This window comes from Saccharopolyspora sp. NPDC045941 (genome assembly GCF_056431445.1).
Genome location: NZ_JBWKKU010000002.1, coordinates 181,830 through 200,790, shown reverse-complemented (window position 1 = coordinate 200,790; position 18,961 = coordinate 181,830). Strand labels below are relative to the sequence as shown.

General features: G+C 70.0%; 21 protein-coding genes. 9 read left to right on the top strand and 12 right to left on the bottom strand.

Translation table 11 applies throughout. The annotated features are described in order from the left end of the window. Positions 1 to 227 precede the first annotated feature (227 nt). The 3 genes from moeZ to AC07FN_RS02740 all read right to left on the bottom strand — a co-directional run bounded on the left by moeZ (position 228) and on the right by AC07FN_RS02740 (position 3,757). The gene (moeZ, locus tag AC07FN_RS02750; protein ID WP_358303760.1) at positions 228 to 1,400 is read right to left on the bottom strand and encodes an adenylyltransferase/sulfurtransferase MoeZ; all 1,173 of its coding nucleotides are present in this window, start codon (positions 1,398 to 1,400) and stop codon (positions 228 to 230) included. A 181-nt stretch (positions 1,401 to 1,581) separates the two neighbouring features. After that, complete coding sequence (locus AC07FN_RS02745; protein ID WP_478394030.1) at positions 1,582 to 2,637, bottom strand: DUF3152 domain-containing protein; 1,056 nt, start codon at positions 2,635 to 2,637, stop codon at positions 1,582 to 1,584. Positions 2,638 to 2,734: 97 nt separating this feature from the next. After that, positions 2,735 to 3,757, bottom strand: a complete 1,023-nt coding sequence (locus tag AC07FN_RS02740; RefSeq protein ID WP_478394029.1) for an alpha/beta fold hydrolase — start codon at positions 3,755 to 3,757, stop codon at positions 2,735 to 2,737. A 127-nt stretch (positions 3,758 to 3,884) separates the two neighbouring features. Between AC07FN_RS02740 and AC07FN_RS02735 the strand changes: the two genes are divergently transcribed. After that, positions 3,885 to 4,505: a TetR/AcrR family transcriptional regulator gene (locus tag AC07FN_RS02735; protein ID WP_093262309.1), complete on the top strand. Its 621-nt coding sequence runs from the start codon at positions 3,885 to 3,887 to the stop codon at positions 4,503 to 4,505. Between the two features lie 429 nt (positions 4,506 to 4,934). Here the strand turns inward: AC07FN_RS02735 and AC07FN_RS02730 are convergent, their stop codons facing one another. Together AC07FN_RS02730 and AC07FN_RS02725 are read right to left on the bottom strand one after the other, a co-directional pair. Further along, positions 4,935 to 5,849 carry an alpha/beta fold hydrolase gene (locus tag AC07FN_RS02730; protein WP_478394028.1) on the bottom strand — a complete coding sequence of 305 codons (915 nt, stop codon included), beginning with the start codon at positions 5,847 to 5,849 and terminating at the stop codon, positions 4,935 to 4,937. Then, positions 5,846 to 6,745, bottom strand: coding sequence for an AurF N-oxygenase family protein (locus AC07FN_RS02725; protein ID WP_478394027.1), 900 nt, complete (start codon positions 6,743 to 6,745; stop codon positions 5,846 to 5,848). The genes AC07FN_RS02730 and AC07FN_RS02725 overlap by 4 nt, the downstream gene beginning before the upstream one ends. Positions 6,746 to 6,809: 64 nt before the next feature. Here AC07FN_RS02725 and AC07FN_RS02720 point away from each other — a divergent pair, with 64 nt between their 5' ends. Together AC07FN_RS02720 and AC07FN_RS02715 are read left to right on the top strand one after the other, a co-directional pair. Beyond that, the gene (locus AC07FN_RS02720; RefSeq protein WP_478394026.1) at positions 6,810 to 7,577 is read left to right on the top strand and encodes a TetR/AcrR family transcriptional regulator; all 768 of its coding nucleotides are present in this window, start codon (positions 6,810 to 6,812) and stop codon (positions 7,575 to 7,577) included. After that, positions 7,570 to 7,881, top strand: a complete 312-nt coding sequence (locus AC07FN_RS02715) for a DUF4873 domain-containing protein (protein WP_093262313.1) — start codon at positions 7,570 to 7,572, stop codon at positions 7,879 to 7,881. The genes AC07FN_RS02720 and AC07FN_RS02715 overlap by 8 nt, the downstream gene beginning before the upstream one ends. A 65-nt stretch (positions 7,882 to 7,946) precedes the next feature. Here AC07FN_RS02715 and AC07FN_RS02710 read toward each other — a convergent pair whose 3' ends face one another. Next, on the bottom strand, positions 7,947 to 8,174 hold the full coding sequence (locus tag AC07FN_RS02710; protein ID WP_132483236.1) for a DUF3107 domain-containing protein: 228 nt from the start codon (positions 8,172 to 8,174) through the stop codon (positions 7,947 to 7,949). 233 nt (positions 8,175 to 8,407) lie between these two features. Further along, positions 8,408 to 9,082 carry a ferritin-like fold-containing protein gene (locus AC07FN_RS02705; protein WP_452614827.1) on the bottom strand — a complete coding sequence of 225 codons (675 nt, stop codon included), beginning with the start codon at positions 9,080 to 9,082 and terminating at the stop codon, positions 8,408 to 8,410. Between the two features lie 398 nt (positions 9,083 to 9,480). Between AC07FN_RS02705 and AC07FN_RS02700 the strand changes: the two genes are divergently transcribed. Then, positions 9,481 to 11,235: a DEAD/DEAH box helicase gene (locus tag AC07FN_RS02700; RefSeq protein WP_478394085.1), complete on the top strand. Its 1,755-nt coding sequence runs from the start codon at positions 9,481 to 9,483 to the stop codon at positions 11,233 to 11,235. A 159-nt stretch (positions 11,236 to 11,394) separates the two neighbouring features. Next, on the top strand, positions 11,395 to 12,597 hold the full coding sequence (locus AC07FN_RS02695; RefSeq protein WP_478394025.1) for an Rv3212 family protein: 1,203 nt from the start codon (positions 11,395 to 11,397) through the stop codon (positions 12,595 to 12,597). Positions 12,598 to 12,646: 49 nt separating this feature from the next. Here AC07FN_RS02695 and AC07FN_RS02690 read toward each other — a convergent pair whose 3' ends face one another. The 5 genes from AC07FN_RS02690 to AC07FN_RS02670 all read right to left on the bottom strand — a co-directional run bounded on the left by AC07FN_RS02690 (position 12,647) and on the right by AC07FN_RS02670 (position 15,668). Further along, entirely contained in the window at positions 12,647 to 13,042 is a 396-nt protein-coding gene (locus AC07FN_RS02690) for a hypothetical protein (protein WP_478394024.1), read from the bottom strand. A 26-nt stretch (positions 13,043 to 13,068) separates the two neighbouring features. Then, a complete protein-coding gene (locus AC07FN_RS02685) occupies positions 13,069 to 13,902 on the bottom strand; it encodes a RecB family exonuclease (protein WP_478394023.1) in 834 nt (277 codons plus the stop codon). Between the two features lie 47 nt (positions 13,903 to 13,949). Further along, positions 13,950 to 14,831 (bottom strand): PHP domain-containing protein, encoded by an 882-nt coding sequence (locus AC07FN_RS02680; RefSeq protein WP_478394084.1) that lies wholly within the window; start codon positions 14,829 to 14,831, stop codon positions 13,950 to 13,952. 82 nt (positions 14,832 to 14,913) lie between these two features. Further along, positions 14,914 to 15,486, bottom strand: a complete 573-nt coding sequence (locus AC07FN_RS02675) for a PH domain-containing protein (RefSeq protein ID WP_452614823.1) — start codon at positions 15,484 to 15,486, stop codon at positions 14,914 to 14,916. Between the two features lie 26 nt (positions 15,487 to 15,512). Beyond that, a complete protein-coding gene (locus AC07FN_RS02670) occupies positions 15,513 to 15,668 on the bottom strand; it encodes a hypothetical protein (protein ID WP_177226290.1) in 156 nt (51 codons plus the stop codon). Between the two features lie 151 nt (positions 15,669 to 15,819). Here AC07FN_RS02670 and AC07FN_RS02665 point away from each other — a divergent pair, with 151 nt between their 5' ends. From AC07FN_RS02665 to AC07FN_RS02650, 4 genes are all read left to right on the top strand, one after another. Further along, positions 15,820 to 16,248, top strand: a complete 429-nt coding sequence (locus AC07FN_RS02665) for an NUDIX domain-containing protein (RefSeq protein ID WP_478394022.1) — start codon at positions 15,820 to 15,822, stop codon at positions 16,246 to 16,248. Positions 16,249 to 16,700: 452 nt separating this feature from the next. Beyond that, positions 16,701 to 17,780 (top strand): magnesium/cobalt transporter CorA, encoded by a 1,080-nt coding sequence (corA, locus tag AC07FN_RS02660; protein ID WP_358581903.1) that lies wholly within the window; start codon positions 16,701 to 16,703, stop codon positions 17,778 to 17,780. A 146-nt stretch (positions 17,781 to 17,926) separates the two neighbouring features. Further along, complete coding sequence (locus tag AC07FN_RS02655) at positions 17,927 to 18,115, top strand: hypothetical protein (protein ID WP_132483224.1); 189 nt, start codon at positions 17,927 to 17,929, stop codon at positions 18,113 to 18,115. Positions 18,116 to 18,436: 321 nt separating this feature from the next. Next, positions 18,437 to 18,916 carry a CAP domain-containing protein gene (locus tag AC07FN_RS02650; RefSeq protein ID WP_478394021.1) on the top strand — a complete coding sequence of 160 codons (480 nt, stop codon included), beginning with the start codon at positions 18,437 to 18,439 and terminating at the stop codon, positions 18,914 to 18,916. Positions 18,917 to 18,961 lie beyond the last annotated feature (45 nt).

Sequence of the window (18,961 nt, the reverse complement as noted above, 5' to 3'; positions counted from 1 at the left end):
CCTAGTGCGTGTTTTAGAAGCGGCGGTAGCCGCTTGCGGTGTGGGACTCAACTCGCACCGCCGCAGGTTCACGGTGCCCACTCCTCGGGAGTTCTCCCAGCGAGGACAGCCCCGACGTGGTGAATTGGTCATTCATGATGTCGGGGGTCCCACAGCGAGGTGGCAGCGGTAATTCCCGCAGGGGGCCGCCACCCGCACCGCTACGCGAACCAACTTCGAAACACTCTCTAGTACGTCGGCAGGCTCGGGTCGACCTGGTTGGCCCAGCCGAGCACACCGCCGCCGACGTGCACCGCGTCGGAGAATCCCGCCTTGTGCAGCGCCGCCAGCGCCTCCGCCGAACGCCCGCCGGACTTGCAGTGCAGGACGATCTTGCGGTCCTGCGGCAGCTCGGACAGCGCCTCGCCGGAGAGGATGCGGTCCTTCGGGATCAGCTTCGAGCCCTCGATCTTGACGATCTCGTACTCGTGCGGCTCCCGGACGTCGATCAGCTCGAACTTCTCGCCCCGGTCGAACATGTCCTTGAGCTCGCGCGGGGTGATCGTGCTGTTCACCGCCGCCTGCTGGGCGTCGCCGGAGAGCACACCGCAGAACGCCTCGTAGTCGATCAGCTCGGTGATCGGCGTGGCGTTCGGGTCCTTGCGGATCTTGACCGTGCGGTAGCTCATCTCCAGCGCGTCGTAGATCATCAGGCGGCCCAGCAGGGTCTCGCCGATGCCGGTGATCAGCTTGATGGCCTCGTTGACCATGATCGAGCCGATCGACGCGCACAGCACGCCCAGCACGCCGCCCTCGGCGCAGGACGGCACCATGCCGGGCGGCGGCGGCTCGGGGTACAGGTCGCGGTAGTTCGGGCCGTGCTCCGCCCAGAAGACGCTGGCCTGGCCTTCGAAGCGGAAGATCGACCCCCACACGTACGGCTTGCCGAGCAGCACCGCGGCGTCGTTCACCAGGTAGCGGGTGGCGAAGTTGTCCGTGCCGTCCAGGATCAGGTCGTAGTCGCGGAAGATGTCGAGCGCGTTCTCCGACGTCAGGTGCGTCTGGTGCAGGTTCACCTTGACGAACGGGTTGATCTCGGCGATCGAGTCGCGGGCCGATTCCGCCTTGGGCCGCCCGAGGTCGGACTGCCCGTGGATGACCTGGCGGTGCAGGTTCGACTCGTCGACCTCGTCGAACTCCACGATGCCGAGCGTGCCGACCCCGGCCGCGGCCAGGTACAGCAGCGCCGGGCTGCCGAGTCCGCCGGCGCCGACCACCAGCACCTTGGCGTTCTTCAGCCGCTTCTGCCCGTCCATCCCGACGTCCGGGATGATCAGGTGGCGGCTGTAGCGCGCGACCTCTTCTTTGGTCAGCTCCGACGCCGGTTCGACCAGCGGCGGCAGCGACGATGCGCCGGACATTCCCAGCTCCTCCTCAATGGTCGGTGCCTGCTGCTCTCGGAGCTTGGCAGCGGCACCTCAAGCGTCCCCGAAGGGCACCCGAACAGGGCCTCACGGAATCTGCAACGCAAGACTCCCCGATGGGCTTCCGCATCCCAAACTACTCCCACGATCCGGGACGAAAAGGCCCGCGAAGATCGGCTCAGCCGCCGGCGGTCGGGAACGGCCAGGCGTTGTACTTGCAGACGAAGCCGTCGGCGGGGATGTCGGTGCCCTGGTCGGCGATCTTGTTCAGCTCGTGCAGCTCGTTGTTGGACACGCTGAACGACTGCTGCACCATCACCGGCGCCAGCCCGCCCTGCACCGGGCAGCCGACGTGCTTGTTGCCGAAGACGTGCCCGACCTCGTGGTTGATCGCGTAGCGCTGGTAGTTGCCGATGTCGCCCTCGAACGACACCGCGCCGCGCACCCAGCGGGCGGCGTTGAGGTAGACCATGTCGCCCTTGCGGCAGGAGCTGTCGTAGGGCACGCCGTTGCTGTAGTCGCAGGCCTCGCGCGCGGTCTGCTGGCTGACCAGGATGACCCGGAAGTCCGGCCGCGGGCCGCCGGCGTCCACGCGTTGCAGCGAGATCCCGCCGCCCTGCGGGTTGGTCCAGCTGCGCGGATCGGACAGCGTGGCCTGCACCAGGTTGCCGAACTCGACGTTCGGGTTGCCGATCTGGACGCCGACCTCGATCTCGACGCTGTACCGGTAGAGCTGACCCGACCCGATCACCTCGGACTTCCCGGGCAGCACCTGGAAGGTGCGCGCGCCGGTCTCCGGGATCGGTCCGCCGGGCGGCAGGTCGGCGGAGAACAGCGCGGGGTTGAAGGTCTGCCCCGGTGGCGCCTCGGTGACGATCGGTTCGGCCGGCGCGTCCGAGGCGATCGGGTCGAGCAGCTCGGTCGCCGAACCGTCCCCGGAGGGCCGGACGGTCTGGAACACGACGAGCGCGCTGATCACGATCAGCAGCGGCAGCGCGTAGATCCGCCAGCCGTAGCGCGCGTGGACTCCCCGGCGGCGCCGCCGGGGCCGCACGTCATCGTCGCGCTCGTCCGCGTCGTCGAAGTCCTCGGGCTCCGGCTCGGAGACGGGATTCCAGGAGGCGGCCAGCGGCTCGCCGCGGCGACGTTCCCCAGAACCCGTGCGAGCGCTCGTCCGCCCCGCCGGTCGGCGGTCGGACGCGGAGGCACGAGATCGCTGCGGCGGACGATTCACGCTCTAAGCGTGCCACAGGCCCTCCGGCACCTTGAGCAACTACCGGCCACTCCAGGTGACCGCAACATCTGGGGCCACTCGGAGCAACGCGAACCGGTCACCACCGGGCGCCGGCCTGCACCAACCCGAGGAACGCGCGGGCGACCACGCGTGGCCGCTCCATCTGGGCAACATGGCCCGTTCGTGGCAGCACGAGGAGCCGGCCGCGCGGCAGCAGCATCGCGGTGCGCGGCGCCTTGCGAACGGTCACGACCCGGTCGGCGCTACCCCACACGACCAGCGACGGAGCGACGACCTCGGGCAGCCGTCGCCACAGCGAGCGAGCGGGCGGGACGAGCCAGGAGCGCAGGAGCTCCACGGTGGTCCGGCCCAGCGCCGGGCCGGACCACGACAGCCGGCTGCGTTCCTCGAACTCCGCGGCCGCCTCGGCGAGCCGGTGCGGCGGCACCGCGTCCGGCTCGGCGAAGCACAGCCGCAGCAGCTGCTCGGCCCGGGCCGCCGACGGCACCATCGCCAGCTCGCGACGCGTGCGGTTGCCGAGGACCGGCACCATCGCCACCGCGATCCGCGGATCGGAGAGCCGCCGCGGATCCAGCCGCAGGTCGGGCATGGCGGGCGAGATCAGCACCAGCGACGCGACCAGGTCCGGCCGCAGCGCCGCCACCTCGATGGCCACCGCGGCGCCGAACGAGTTCCCGGACAGGTGCACCGGCCCGGCGTCGAGCTGCTCCAGGAACCGGATCACCACGTCCGCGTTCGCCTGGCGGGTGAAGGCGTACCCCGGCGGCGGCTCTGAATACCCGAAACCGGGCAGGTCCAGCGCGATGCTGCGCATCCGCCCGGCGAGCAGGCCGGCCAGATCGGTCCAGTTCGTCGACGAGCCGGCCAGCCCGTGCAGGTGCACCGCCGTCGGCGCCGCCGGCGACGGCCCCGGCGTCTCCCGCAGGTGCAGCCGCAGCGGGCCCGAGCGGGTGGTCAGTTCGGCGTGCCGCCCCGGCGGCGGCTTCGCCGCGAGGTCGATCGGCGGGACGCCATCGGCCACCAGCGGTACCCACGTCAGGTCGGATCGGCCTAGCCGGGATCGCCGATGCGGCGGAGCGGCGGACGTAGTCGTGGTCACACCCACAGCATGGCTGCCCGCCTGAGCCCGGATTTCGCTACCTGCCTCTACCGGCGAGTAGAGTCATGCCCCACTGGGGGCCGGAGGGCCGCCGACCGCGAGTGGAAGGAATCGGGTGGAGGCGAGGATGACCGAGACCGCGCAGCCGAGCCGAGGTGTCCGGTTGCCCCGCGACGCACGCCGGGCACAGCTGCTCGAGGCGGCTCAGCACGTTTTCGTGCACAACGGCTACCACGCGGCGGCGATGGACGACATCGCGGAGCGAGCGGGAGTCAGCAAGCCGGTCCTCTACCAGCACTTCCCGGGCAAGCTGGAGCTCTACCTGGCGCTGCTGGAGACGCACGGCAACGAGCTGGTGCGCCGAGTGCGCGAGGCCATCGCGTCCACGTCGGACAACAAGCAGCGGGTGCGGGCCGCGATCGGCGCGCTGTACGAGTTCGTGGCCGGCGAGGGACAGGCGTTCCGGCTGGTCTTCGAATCGGACCTGCGCGGCGAGCCGGCCGTGGAGAAGGCCGTGGAGGGCGCCCTGTCCGGGTGCATCGACGCGATCACCGAGGCGGTGACGGCGGACGCCGGGCTGGACGCGGAGCGCGCGCGGCTGCTGGCGGTGGGCCTGGTCGGCCTGAGCCAGGTGACGGCGCGCTACTGGCTGGACGCCCGGGAGACGATTTCCCGCGACGAAGCGGTGAGCCTGATGTCCACCCTGGCCTGGAAGGGCCTCGCGGGTTTCCCCCTCCAGAACCCCTGACCATCAACCCGCAATTTCAATAAGGCTTTTCCAACCTCAATTTGCGTGGCGGTGCGGGTAGCGGAACCTCAGAGGCTCCCTGGACTGTGGGGCCCCTCCTGATGTATGCCCAATACACGGCAGAGGGGCCGTCCTCGCCGAGGGAACCCCGGAGGGGTGGGCACCGTGAACCCGCGGCGGTGCCAGTGCCGTAGGTGGGCTAAGCGCCTGCGGCGCATGCGACACCCCATCGACGTGTGGCTTTACGGACCCGCGACTGCGGGCCGACCAGGATGAAAAACGCTCAATTGGAAATCAGAGGTCCGATTTCCATTGAAATTGCGGAAGTTGTCCACAGGCAACGGCGTGTCGTGGTGCGACACGCCGATGTCCCGCAATTTCCATGGAAATCGAAGGTTCGGTTTCCATGGAAATTGCGGGACACCCAGGTCAGCGGAGCGCGCGGGTGACGAGTTCCGCGATGCGGGCGGTGACCTCGTCGGCCCTTTCCAGCGGCAGCATGTGCCCGGCACCGGCGTAGATCAGCAGCTTGGCGTCCGGCAGGGCGTCCGCGATGCGCCGAGCGTGCGAGTGCGGTGTCAGGCGGTCGGACAGCCCGGACAGCACGACCGTCGGGACCGACCGCAACGCCGCGAGCGCGCCGTGCCGCTCGTGCTCGGCCAGGGCCTGCCGGTAGGCGGCCATGTTCGCCGGGTGGCAGCCCGCGACCCAGTCCGCGGTGGCGGCCACGTCGGCGGCCTCGGGGCTCCGGCCGAACAGCAGCCAGCGCATCCCCGGTCGCAGCCAGGACGACTGCGGGACCAGCCGCTTCCCGCGCGAGGCCGCGAGCCGCTTGCGGAACGCCTGCTCGCCCCGGTTGGCGACGGCCGCGACCGGGCGGGGCAGGCCGAGGGTCGGCGCCACCAGGTCGCCCGCCGAGGTCGCCACCAGCGCGACCGCGGCGATCCGCCGTGCGAAGAGCTCCGGGTGCTGCTCGGCGAACGCCATGATCGTCATGCCGCCCATCGAGTGCCCGGCGAGCACGACCGGCCCCTCCGGGGCCCGCTCCGCGATCAGCTCCGCCAGGTCGTCCGCGCACTGCCGGATGCTCGCGCTCCCCGGCTGCGCCGGGTCGCTCTCGCCGTGCCCCCGCAGGTCGAACCGCAGGATCCGCAGCTGCGTCCCGGCCGCCTTCGGCAGGCCGTCCGCCACCCGGTCCCAGGTGTGCTTGGTCAGGGCCCACCCGTGCACCAGGACGACGGTGACCGGCGCGTCGACGGGGCCTTCGTCGACCATCCGCAACCGGGTTCCGTCGCTGGTCGTGAACTCTTCGGCGGTCATCGTGCGCAAGGTTTCGCCCTTCATCGGATCAGGTTCGCCTTCTTCCACCAGCGCATGCCCGGCTTGCCGACCAGTCCGGCCTCGTCCAGGAACGCCATGATCTTCTCGCCACCCCAGTGCAGGGTGTCCAGGAAGCCGGGGTTGGCCCAGGCCGCCTGGTAGCCGTCGCGCGGCCGGATCCCGACCGCCTTGTAGACGTGCGGGTTGATGAGGCTGAGGCAGATGCAGTACGACACGAGCGCGGTCCAGTACTGGTGGTAGGCGCGCTCGGCGGCGTTGCACTCGGCCATCCGGCGGACGACCTCTTCGCGCGCGAAGGTGACGTGCCGCGCCTCTTCGAGCACGTGGATGCGGTTGACCATGCGCACCAGCGGCTGGACGTCCTCGTCGTACATCTGGTCGCGCTGGAAGCGGTCCAGGATCTCCTCGGCCACCAGGATCGACGCGTAGGCGGAGGGGCCACGCAGCACGGTGGGAAGGATCCGGCCGCCGCGGTGCAGCATCGGCAGCGGCCCGTAGGCGGGCGCGCCGATGCGGTCGACGGCCTTGGCGAACATGGTGGAGTGCCGACATTCGTCGGCGACCTCGGTGAGCGCGTACTGGGCATGGCTGGTGCGCGGATCGGAGTTGTAGAACTCCTTGAGCAGCATCTGCATGAGCAGCACCTCGAACCACAGGCCGTTCGAGGCGATGCTGGCGAACTCGTGCTTGGTCAGCTCGATGCGCTGTTCCTCGCTGAGCCGGTCCCAGAGGTGCGTGCCGTAGAGCGAGCTGCGCTTGAACGGGATGTAGGGCTTGCCGTCGGCCAGCGGCGCGTCCCAGTCGACGTCGACCTCGGGGTCGTAGCTGTTCCGGGCGGACGAATTCAGCAGCCGTGCGGCCGTCTTCTCGCGGTCGTTGACCTGCAGGGCCCTGCTCATCCGGCGATCACCCTCTCGGCATCGAGATTGCATGTTACTTCCAGTAACAGTTACCTTGGGTAGCGTGAGCGACATCTCTCGCCCTGTCAAGGCGGTCACACCGGAGAAAGCCCGCGGCGACGCGCGCCGGGAGCGCTGGCGCGAGCACCGCCAGGCCCGCCGCGCCGAGTTCGTCGAGGCCGCGGTGCGCGCCATCAGCAAGCACGGCGCCGAGGTCGGGATGGACGAGATCGCCGCCGAGGCCGGAGTCAGCAAGCCGGTGCTCTACCGGCACTTCAGCGACAAGAGCGACCTGTACGTCGCGGTCGGCGAATGGGGCACCGAGCTGCTGATGCAACGGCTGCGGCCGCTGTTCCACGAGGGCGGCACGCCCAACCAGCGCATCCGCCGCCTGCTCGACGCCTACCTCGGCACCATCGAGCAGTACCCGGAGCTGTACCGGTTCGTCGTGCAGCGCACCTTCGCGGACCGGCCGGTGCGCTCCGACCCGGTGTCGGCGGAGAAGACGGTGATCGCGAACTCGCTGTCCCGCATCCTCGGCGAGTACCTGCGGGCGCTGGGCCTGGACTCCGGCGGCGTCGAGCCCTGGAGCCACGGCCTGGTGGGCATGGTGCAGGCCAGCGGCGACTGGTGGCTGGAGCGGCAGTCGATGAGCCGCAGCGACCTCACCGACTACCTGGCGCAGATCATCTGGTTCGCCATCGACGGCGTGCTGCGCTCGGCCGGCCTGGTGATCGACCCCGACGAACCGCTGGACCTCGGCAACGACCTGCGCCTGGTGCCCGGCGAACACGAGACGCCCGAAGACGAGGAGGACGAGGACCATGGCTGACCACGAGCACGACGAGGACGACTACCGCGGCCCGGCCACGCTCCTGGCCGATGAGCGGGAACTAGCGGTCGAGGTGGTCCTGCGCGGCCACTTCCAGCCCATCGACGGCCGCTTCCACTGGTACGGGCGCCTGTCCGCGCACCAGGACGTGGACGAGTTCGCCGACCACCGCAAGAAGGATGTGGTGTTGCGCACACCGGCGGGCGAGGCGACGGGCACCCTCTCCGACCAGGACCCCTGGGGCCGCTACCGGATCACCGGCACCGGCCGCCCGCCCTTCGAGATCCCCGCCGAACTGGACTGACACAAAGCGCGAGGGGCACCTCGGCCGAGTTCGGCCGAGGTACCCCTCGCGCGGAAAAACCCAGGTCAGCTCACGCCGAAGCCGACGCGCGGCGGCGTCGCCGGGCCGATCTCCACGTAGGCGACCTTGGTCGACGGGACGATGATCCGCCGCCCCTTCTCGTCGGTCAGCGCCAGCACGCCTTCTGCGTTCTTCAGCGCGTCGGCGACCAGCGACTCGACCTCTTCCGGGGACTGTCCGCTGACGACCGTCAGCTCGCGCGGGCTGTCCACGACGCCGATCTTGACCTCCACGCCGAACCTCCGTTGGGCACTCGAATCCGTTGGGATGTGGCAAGGCTATCCCAGGTCCCGCCTTGATCGGCGGATCCTCGCGACGCCACCGAACGAGGACGACTCGAGTCCTGCCCGGGAACCTGTTTTCGTCTTTGCAGCTGCGAAGCCGCGTAGCCCACCTGCGCAGCTCACGCCGCCGCGGGTTCCCAGGCGTCGCCTGGCGCCACGCGAAACGAGCCCGGGAACGGGTATCAGCCCAGGCCCAGGCGGGCCATTCGCTTGGTGTGGTTGTTCTGCAGCCTCCGGAACATCGCCGCGATGCCGGTGAGGTCGCCCGAGCCCTTGATGATCAGCTCCGCCAGCGCGTCGCGCTCGGCGACCACCCGCTGCGCCTGCGTCATCGCCTCGCCCAGCAGCCGCCGCCCCCACAGCGTCAGCTTGTCCCGCAGCTTGCGGTCGTCCTCGCAGGCCGCCTGCACCTCGCGTTCGGCGAACGCCGAGTGGCCGGTGTCGGCGAGCACGGTCAGCACCAGCTCCCGCGTGGCGGGGTCCAGCCACTCCGCGACCTCGCGGTAGAAATCGGCCGCCAGCCCGTCGCCGACGTAGGCCTTGACCAGTGATTCCAGCCACGAATGCGGCGCGGTGGACTCGTTGAACGCCTCGAACGGCGCCACGAACGGCTGCATGACCTCGTCGACCGCGACCCCGAGGCCCGCCAGGTGCTCCTCCAGCTGCCGGTAGTGGCCGATCTCCGCGGCCGCCATGCTGGCCAGCGCCGCGCGGCCGGTCAGCGTGGGTGCGGTGCGCGCGTCCTCGGCGAGCCGGTCGAAGGCCGACAGCTCTCCGAACGCCAGCGCCGCGAGCAGATCCACGACACCCTCGGAGTAACGCTCGTCACTTTCACCGCGCTGGTCAGCCTCGTTCATGGCTGCGAGCCTAACCGGCGGCACGCCCGAGTTATACGCGCCACGGTGAGAACGGCCGACCAACAGGTATCCTCGGACCTCGGAGGAGCATCGGCGTCCGACGGCACAGTCGGCGGCACAGTCGGCGACCCGGTCGTGAAGACCGCGGTGCTGGCTCCCCGAACGTCACGGTCTGGGCGACTCCCGTCCGAGCGGGACGGCCCCCGGGACCACAGCCTGCGTGTACGCGGCCCGAGCGAAATCGCTCGTCGGCCTTGGGGCACGCGACGCCGAGAAGAACGAACCAACAGCGGCTCAGCCGCTGAGCGAACAAGGGCGCGCACCATCACGTCGGTGACCACGAGCACGAAGAGCGGCCGCGAGCAGCGAGCTGCCGTGCCTGGAGGACGTCGCCACGGATCGGCCCGAACCGGGACGCATGCGCGCAGGTACCGAGAGAGGCGATCATTCTGACGTTCACCAACAGCCAGGCCCCCGACGGCCTCGAAGATCGCAATGGGGGCGGCAGCCCCACCACCGCGGACGACACGCAGCTCGAGCACCTCGAGTCCGGTGCCCCCGAAGCCGCGGACGCGCCGCACCTGAAGGCCGGCACCGCCGGCAACCCGGACGCTCCGACCTTCGCCGAGCTCGACGTGCACCCGGACATCGTCCGCGCGCTGCACGAAGCCGGCATCGAGCGCACCTTCGCCATCCAGGAACTGACCCTGCCGCTGGCGATGCAGGGCGAGGACCTGATCGGTCAAGCCCGCACCGGCACCGGCAAGACCCTCGGCTTCGGCGTCCCGCTGCTGCACCGCCTGCAGGTGCCCGGCGACGGCACCCCGCAGGCGCTGGTCGTGGTGCCGACCCGCGAACTGTGCCTGCAGGTCACCCGCGACCTCACCGACGCGAGCAAGCACCTGGGCGTGCGCACCGTCGCCGTCTACGGCGGCCGCCCCTACGAGGAGCAGATCTCCGCGCTCCGCAAGGGCGTCGACGTGGTCATCGGCACCCCGGGCCGCCTGCTCGACCTGGCCGAACAGCGCCACCTGGTGCTCGGCAAGGTCCGCGGGCTGGTGCTCGACGAGGCCGACGAGATGCTCGACCTCGGCTTCCTGCCGGACATCGAGCGCATCTTGCGCATGGTTCCCGAGCAGCGGCAGACGATGCTGTTCTCGGCCACCATGCCGGGCCCGATCCTGACCCTGGCCCGCACGTTCATGGCGCAGCCCACGCACATCCGGGCCGAGCAGGCCGACGAGAGCGCGGTGCACGAGCGCACCCGGCAGTTCATCTACCGGGCGCACGCCATGGACAAGGGCGAACTGATCGCGAAGGCCCTGCAGTCCACCGACCGCGGCCTGGCGATGATCTTCAGCCGGACCAAGCGGACGGCACAGAAGCTCGCCGACGAGCTCACCGAGCGCGGCTTCGCGGCCGGCGCGGTGCACGGCGACCTCGGGCAGGCCGCGCGCGAGAAGGCGCTGCGAGCGTTCCGGTCCGGCAAGGTCGACATCCTGGTGGCCACCGACGTCGCGGCCCGCGGCATCGACGTCGCCGGCGTGACCCACGTGATCAACCTGCAGTGCCCGGACGACGAGAAGACCTACGTGCACCGCATCGGCCGCACCGGCCGGGCCGGTCGCGAAGGCGTCGCGATCACGCTCGTCGACTGGGACGAAGAGCCCCGCTGGAAGATGATCAGCGACACGCTCGGCCTGGACAAGCCCGAGCCGGTCGAGACCTACTCGACCTCGCCGCACCTGTTCACCGACCTCGACATCCCGACGGACGTCACCGGTCGCCTGCCGCTGTCCAAGCGCACCCGCGCCGGACTGGACGCCGAGCCCGAGACGCAGGGCGAGGCCAAGCTGCCGCGCCGCAGCCGGCGGCGCACCCGCGGCGGCGCGGACCAGCACCAGGGCGAAGCCGAGAGCGGTGCCCGCCAGGACAGCGATGCCGAGACCCGGCCCGCCCGACGCCGACAGCGCCGGCGTACCCGCAGCGGTGCCGAAACCGCGGCGCAGCAGCCGGAAGCGCCCGCCGCAGGAGGCGAAGCCGACGCCGGTGAGCGGCCGCGCCGTCGGCGGCGCAGGCGTCGCTCGGGCGAGCCGGCCGGCGAAGCCGGCGACATGGCGCGCAGCGGCAACGCCGAAGGCGGCGCCGAGTAGCAGCAGGCGAGACCCGTGAGCCGGGAGGCTCGCGGGTCGAACTCCAGGCGGCGTCCGCAACTCCTGCAAGGGCACCGCCACCCGCACCGCCACGCAAGGCGAGTCCGGCGACAGGCTCTAAGCTCGGCGCAGGAACAGCCAGGCGATCGAGGAGTGACTGTGGTCCGGCCGGAACGGCGCACGAGAACCGACCTCGCCGTGGTGGCGCTGATCGTCGTGGCCGTGCTCGCCGGTAGCGTCGTGATCTGGTTCAACAGCGATGCGCGCGCCACCGTGTCCGAACCCGCCGCCCAGCCGATTCCGGAACTTCCCGCGGCCACCGCCGTGCCGGCGACGCTGTCCGAGGCGTGGCGCGCGACCAGCCCGGTCACTCCGGTGCCGGTCGTCGCCGGGGCCGGAGTGGTCACCGGGGCGGGCAACGAGGTGAGCGGCCACGACCCGCTGACCGGTCAGGTCGCCTGGCGCTACGCCCGCGACATTCCGCTGTGCACGGTCGGCGCGGAGTGGAACCGCGCGATCGCGGTCTACCACAAGTCCGAGAACTGCAGCGAGGTCACCTCGCTGCGCGGGGCCACCGGGGTGCGCGGGCCGCAGCGCAACGCCGACGCCGAGTTCGGCACCCAGCTGCTCGGCGACGGCACCTACGTGACGGCCACCGGGCAGCGCTCCTTCGAGTCCTGGCGTTCGGACCTGGTGCGCACCCAGCAGTTCGGCATGCCGCCCGCGGTGAAGAACCCGGACAACAACATGAAGCGCCCGGACTGCACCTACTCCTCCATCGGAGTGGGCGGCGAGCGAGTGGGGGCCGTCGAGGCGTGCCCCCGCGAGCAGGGCCGGATCACGGTCCTGAAGGCCCACCCCGAGGACGACGAGAAGCCGGAGGAGATCTTCAGCGTCGTCCTCGGCAGCGAGTCGGCGGGGGTCATCGCGGTCAACGACAAGCACGTCGCGGTGGTCCTCCGGGACCGTTCCGAGGCCGTGGTCTACAACAACGACGGCGCGGTGGAGAACACCTTCCCGGTGCGCGTCGGCACTCCCGACCTCCGGGCGAACGTGCTGGTCGAGTCGACCTCGAAGGGCCGCCGGATCTACTGGCACACCGGCACCGACACGGTCGCGCTGGACCCGGAAACCCTCGCTCCACTGTGGACTGTGCCGGATACGCTCGGCCCGGGCGTCGGATTCGGCGGGAAGCTGCTGGTACCGGTGACCGAGGGCCTGGCGGTCCTGGACGCACCGACCGGCACCCGGGAGCGGGTGATCCCGGTGGACCGCGCCGGGTACACCGGCCCGGTCCAGCTCAACGCGGTAGGCCCGGTTCTCCTGGAACAGCGCGGCGACACGCTCGTCGCCCTGCGCTGAACCGGCGGCGCGAAAAGTCCTTGTCCCTCAACGGAAACACGGACGCCCGTCAGGCCCACCACCAGAACCACAACGAGCCGAACACGACCACGAGGACGCCGCAGGCAGCCAAGCCGCCGCGCGCGTCGTTGCGCCGGTCCGCGATCGCCTGCAGCACCAGGGCGATCAGCGACGCCACCAGTTGAGCGATCACCGCGGCCAGCCCGGGGCCTTCCTGCCCCTGGTTCGTCGCCCAGAACTGCACCACCACCAGCACGAGTGCGAGCAGCAGGAAGCCGGCCGCCAACGCGCCGGTGAGGCCGCGGAGCGCGGAACCGGCCCGGCTGGGCGGCGTCGGCCGGCTCAGCGAATGCCGACCGCGCGGCCGCTGCGGCGGCAGCTCGTCGGATCCCGGCAGGCGCCGCGTTCGGGGCGGCCGCGGTCGTTGCGAAGCAGGGGTGCGCATCGGCCCGTCCTCAGGTCGCATGCTCGTCAATCCCCCAGCAAGGCCCACGGCGGCAGGCTCGGCGCAGCCTGCCGGCCCTCCTCGCAATGCGCCCGGAAGTCGCACCACGAGCAGTGCGGTCCGGTTCGCACCGGGAACATCGCCTGCGGATCGGCACCGAGCTCGAACGCGTCCGTCGCGGCCTGGAGTTCTCCGGCGAGCTGCTCGGCGCGATCCTGCAGCGCGGCGAGCGATTCCGCGGTGTGATCCCAACCCGCGACGGTCCCGGTCGGCAAGTGGTGCAGCTCGACCCGCCGGCACGGCCGGCGCAGGGTCTTGCGCGCTGCCAACGCGTACAGCCCGAGCGCCAGCGACTGCCGCGCATCGTCGACGCGCAGTCCGTGCCGGCCGGTCTTGTAGTCGACGACGACGAGTTCGCCGTGCCGGTCGTCGATCCGGTCCACCCGGCCCTCGGCGATGATCGACCCCATCGGCGCGGACACCCAACGCTCCACCGCGAGCGGCGCGACGTCGGGCGCCAGCTGCTCGACGTACGAGCCGACCCACTCCTGCGCCCGGCGCCGGTAGTCGCCCGCCTGCTCCGGGCTCGCGAAACCGTCGGACTTCCAGTACTCGCGCACCAACGTGGCGGCGCGCTCCGGGCTGCGCTGATCCGCTCGCAGCTCGAAGTACGCGCGCAGAGCGTTGTGCACGACGGCGCCCAGCGTGGCGTTCGCCCAAGCACCGGAGCGCGACGGCGCCGGCCGGTCCAGGTACGTCATGCGGTACTTCCGGGGGCACTTCGCCCAGGTCGCGAGCCTGGCCGGCGTGACCCGCACCAGCTTGCTGGGAATTCCTTCTAGACCGAGCTGCCCCTGCACGCCCCCACAGTACGCAGTTTTCCCGCTACCCGGCCGTTCCGCCACGATCAGCCGATGACCTTGCTGCCGCTGCACCGCTCCACCAGCCGATCCAACGAGTCGGGCGAAGTCGTCTCCTGGCCGATCCGGATCGTCTTGTTGGTGCCGTGGTAGTCGCTGCTGCCGGTGGGGATCAGGTCCAGCTCGGCGGCCAGCCCGCGCAGCCGCGCCCGGGTCTCGGCGTCGTGGTCGGGGTGGTCGATCTCGATCCCGGCGAGCCCGCGCCCGGCGAGCTCGGCCACGATGTCGGCGGTCACGATCGGCCCCCGCGCGGTCGCGAAGGGGTGCGCCAGCACCGTCGCGCCGCCGGCCTCGGAGATCATCTCGATCGCGCGGTGCACGGGCGTGTCGGTGCGCGGGAGGTAGTAGCTGCCGCGGCCGCCGAGGTACTTGGCGAAGGCCTCGTCGACGCTGGCGACCGTCCCGGCGTTGACGAGCGCGCGGGCCAGGTGCGGCCGGCCTCCAGGCGAGTCGGGCGGCAGGCCGGCCATGAGCTCGTCCGGGTCGACCGGGAAACCGTCGGCGGCCATGTGCTGCGCCATCTGGTAGAGCCGCTCACGGCGCTCGGCGCGCAGCCGCGACTGCTCCCGCACGAGCGCGGTGGAGTTCGGGTCGAACAGGTACGCCAGCAGGTGCACGGTGATGTTCCGACCGTCCTCGCCCGGACACGAGCACGACAGCTCGGCACCCGGCACCAGCCGGAACCGGCCGGGCTCCGCGAGATCGCGCACGGCCCGCTCGGCCGCCGCCCATCCCGCGGTGGTGTCGTGGTCGGTGATCGCGATCGCGTCCAGGCCGGCGGCGAGCGCTGTCGCCACCAGCTCTGCCGGTGCATCGGTCCCGTCGGATTCGGTGGAATGCGTGTGCAGGTCGATTCGCACACCCACCAGTGTGACCGATGGTCCGACCGCGGGCCGAACCAACACCCATCCGGCCGACCCGGGCGCCGCCGCGCCGGGCCGACCGGATGGGTCAGAGCTTCGCCGCTTTCCGCTTGCCCACCGCGGCGCGCCGCGCCTTGAGCATGGAGAAGCGGTCCTGCTGCTGGCCCTTCTTGTCACCGAAGACGAGCGCCGAGATCGCGTCCTCGACCTCGGTCGGGTTCGGCACGTAGTCGATGCGGTTCAGGGCCTGGATCTGACCGGCCGACTCGACCACGAGAGTGCCGTACCCGAAGAGGCGGCCCATCAGCGTGCGAGCGAACGTCAGGTCCGTGACCTTGGTGATCGGCATCATCGCCACGTTGGTGGTGAAGATGCCGGTGGTGATCAGGAACCGCTTGTCGGTCACGACGATGCGTTCCACGTACCAGTCCAGCACCTGGTACGCGAAGCGGATCAGGATGATCAACCCCGCGTACCAGAGGATGTTCTGGACCAGCCCACCGCTGCCCTCGGGCACCAGGTAGGACACCATCACCAGACCAACCAGCAAGCCGGCCGCCTCGAAGAGGTCCCACACCAGGACCGCCCAGTGACGCCGAACGCGGATCACTCGGCGTTCACTGTCCAGCAGGTATTCGTCGGGGTCCCTAGGAGCGAACACGGCACCCGCCTCCCGCGGCTCGCGCTTTACTGGAAGAGGTTCTGCATGAAGGTGATGACGGCCTCAGCTGCTCCCCGGAGACTGCCCAGGATGCCGTTGATGACACCGCTGGCTTCCACTGGCGCGGAAAACAGGAAGAACAGGAGGAAAGCAACTCCGGCCCACGTGAGGATTTTCTTCATGTTCACTGTGACGCACCCCGTCCGAAATGCCCTTGAGTAGCGCAGGCGCCTGCTGATCCGTTGTACCGCACTCCGCCGCTTTACGGCAGCTTTGTACCGCACTTGGGTCAGTCGTTTCCGGGCAGCCCCGGATCAACTACCCTCCGTGGCGATGATCGTATCGGAGAATCCTGTGATCCGCTGCGTCGGCGCGATAATTCACCACCCCGACGGCCGGTTGCTGCTGGTCAAACGTGCACATGAGCCCGGCAAGGGGAAGTGGTCCCTACCGGGTGGCCGAGTCGAGCCCGGCGAGACCGACCATTCGGCGGTACAGCGCGAAGTCCGCGAAGAAACGGGACTCTCCGTCACCGTCGGTGAGCTCGTCGGCCGAATCTTCCGGCCCGCGGCGCGCGGCACCTACGAGATCCTGGATTACTCCTGCTGGAGTAATGAACAGGAACTTTCCGCTGGTGACGACGCCGCCGATGCGATCTGGGCGGACAGTGCGACTTTCGCCACACTGGACCGCGACGGAGCACTGACCGAAGACCTCGCCGAGATCCTGCGCTCTTGGAATAGTTTACCCCGCAACGAGTGACGGCTGAAATACGACCGGGGAACGCCGTCGCGGTCCCGTCACGCCCCGCCGAGAGGCGCGGTTCGAGTCGAACACGGGTCCGGATGCGATTCACTCAATCCGCCCAATTCACCCGTTTCATGCGTTGCGGTTCCGGCGGGTTGTGACCTCGAATGCGAGCCGTTGCCATCGGTCCACTCGGACGGAGTATCGTGTCGGGTTGGCTGACTCGAGACCACCGCATCGGTGGATGACCTTCTGGAGGTGAGGGATCGTGGACAGCAGTGCCGATAGCGCGCTTCCGTGCAGTACCAACAGCATCCCCGCCGGAAGGGCCAGCCGCTAGGCCTTCGCCCATCAGGGCCGGCAGGGATGCGCGAGCAGCGGGCGGAGCCCGCGAAGCACGCCACCCACGCAGCTCTCACCCGGATCCCCGTCCGCCGGGGAGCTGCGCCCGGACCTTGGAGGTCGCCGTGCCCAACCTGCCCTCGCTCGGCCTGCGCAACCGCAACAACCGCGCGCCCCAGCCGCTCATCCGCAGCGCCGCCCCCGTCTCCGCGTACGTCGTCGACTGCGCGATCTACGACGACGGGCGCCGCGTCGAAGGTTCGTGGAACCACTCCGACGCCATCGAGGAGGTGCGGCGGCGCGGTTCCGGCTTCGTCTGGATCGGGCTGCACGAGCCCACCGAAGAGCAGATCAACGGCATCGCCGAAACCTTCGGCCTGCACGAGCTGGCCGTCGAGGACGCCGTGCACGCGCACCAGCGCCCGAAGCTGGAGCGCTACGACAACACGCTGTTCATGGTGCTGAAGACGGTCCGCTACACCGACACCGAGACGCGGTCGGCGACCAGCGAGATCGTCGACACCGGCGAGCTGATGGTGTTCCTCGGCCGCGACTTCGTCATCACGGTGCGGCACGGCAAGCACGCGGGGCTGGCCGAGGTGCGCAGCCAGCTGGAGGCCGACCCGGAGCAGCTCGCGCTGGGCCCGTCGGCGGTGCTGCATGGCGTCGCCGACCACGTGGTGGACACGTACCTGGAGGTCACCGAGGCCATCCAGGACGACATCGACGAGATCGAGGCCGAGGTCTTCGAGCCGGGCACCAAGATCGACGCCGAACACATCTACCTGATGAAGCGCGAAGTCATGGAGCTGCGCCGCGCGGTGCAGCCGCTGACCAAGCCGATGCAGCGGCTCGCCGAGGGCTACACGCCGATGGTCGCCGACGAGGTGCGGTCCTACTTCCGCAACGTCGAGGACCACCTGGCGAGGGTGTCCGAAATGGTGGGGGCCTTCGACGAGCTGCTGACCACCCTGGTGGACGCGACGCTGGCCAAGATCACGCTCCAGCAGAACACCGACATGCGCAAGATCTCGGCGTGGGTCGCGATCGTCTCGACGCCGACCATGATCGCCGGGATCTACGGCATGAACTTCGACTTCATGCCCGAGACGAATTGGACCTTCGGGTACCCCCTGGCCCTCATGGTGATGCTCGGCGCCTGCATGGTCCTCTTCAAGATCTTCCGGCGGAACAAGTGGCTGTGATCGCACTTCGTAACGAATTCCGCGCCGTCGGCGATATGCCGTGCGGGGTCACTTCGCGTCCCGTCATCGCCGACTGGACGCCGTTCCGCTTGTCTTTCACCACCGTCCGTTCTCATCGGTCGGCGCGAGCGCGTGAGGAGGTTGTCATGCACCGTCTTCCGCAGCACCAGGGGCGGGTCCGGCATCGGCTCCTCACCGGCCCGGTCCCCCGACGAAATCCCGTGACGCGTCGGGAGATCGCCGAGAAGTTGTTCCGGCACACTGCTTGGGTGCAGCGAAAACCCGGCGCGATGTGGGACGCGGTTCCCGCCGCGCCGCGCGCCGTCGCGCGCTGACGCCTGCCGGGACCACCGCGGGCCACATCGTGAAAAACGAATCTCCGTCAGATCTTCGTTTCTTTCACGTTGGGAGGCACCGCCATGACTCGCTTGGCCGCCAACAAGCTCACCCTCCTGGTCGCCCTGATCATGGGGTGGATCGTCACCCTGTTCGTGCTCATCGCGAGCCAGCTCTAACGCTCCGCACCCGGACGTCCACTATGGACTGAATCCGGCACGCCCGGCCGGTAGCCGGATTCGGCGAAATGATCCGGCGGCATCGTCGTGCCGCGGTTACAACACTCCCACCCATCGTCGCGATGCTGGGAGTGATCGCAGATGTCGCTGGTCGAACGGTTGTTGTCGTGCGGGGCCGCCGTCCCGCTTCTCCTGCTCTGCGCTGGGCCGCCGCTGCAGGCGGCCCAGCGGATGCCACCGGAGCAGCGGATACTCGAACTCACCAATGCCGAACGGGCCCGGGCCGGATGCCCGCCGGTGCGCCTGAACGGCGACCTGAGCCGGGCGGCCGCCGGGCACAGCGCGGACATGGCGCACCGGAACTTCTTCGGGCACACCGGAAGCGACGGCCGCAGCCCGGTGGAACGCACCCGGTCCGAGGGATTCCCGGGCGGCTATGTCGGCGAGAACATCGCGGCCGGCCGCGAGACCGCCGACGGCACCTTCCGCCAGTGGATGGACGCGGTCCCGCACCGGGACAACATCCTCGACTGCGCCTTCACCGACCTCGGCGTGGGCCACACGTCGACCGGGCACAGCCACTACCGCCACTACTGGACCCAAGAGCTAGGCCGCCCCTGACCCCCCACCGGCGTTCGCGTGCCCGCAATTTCCATTGAAATCGAA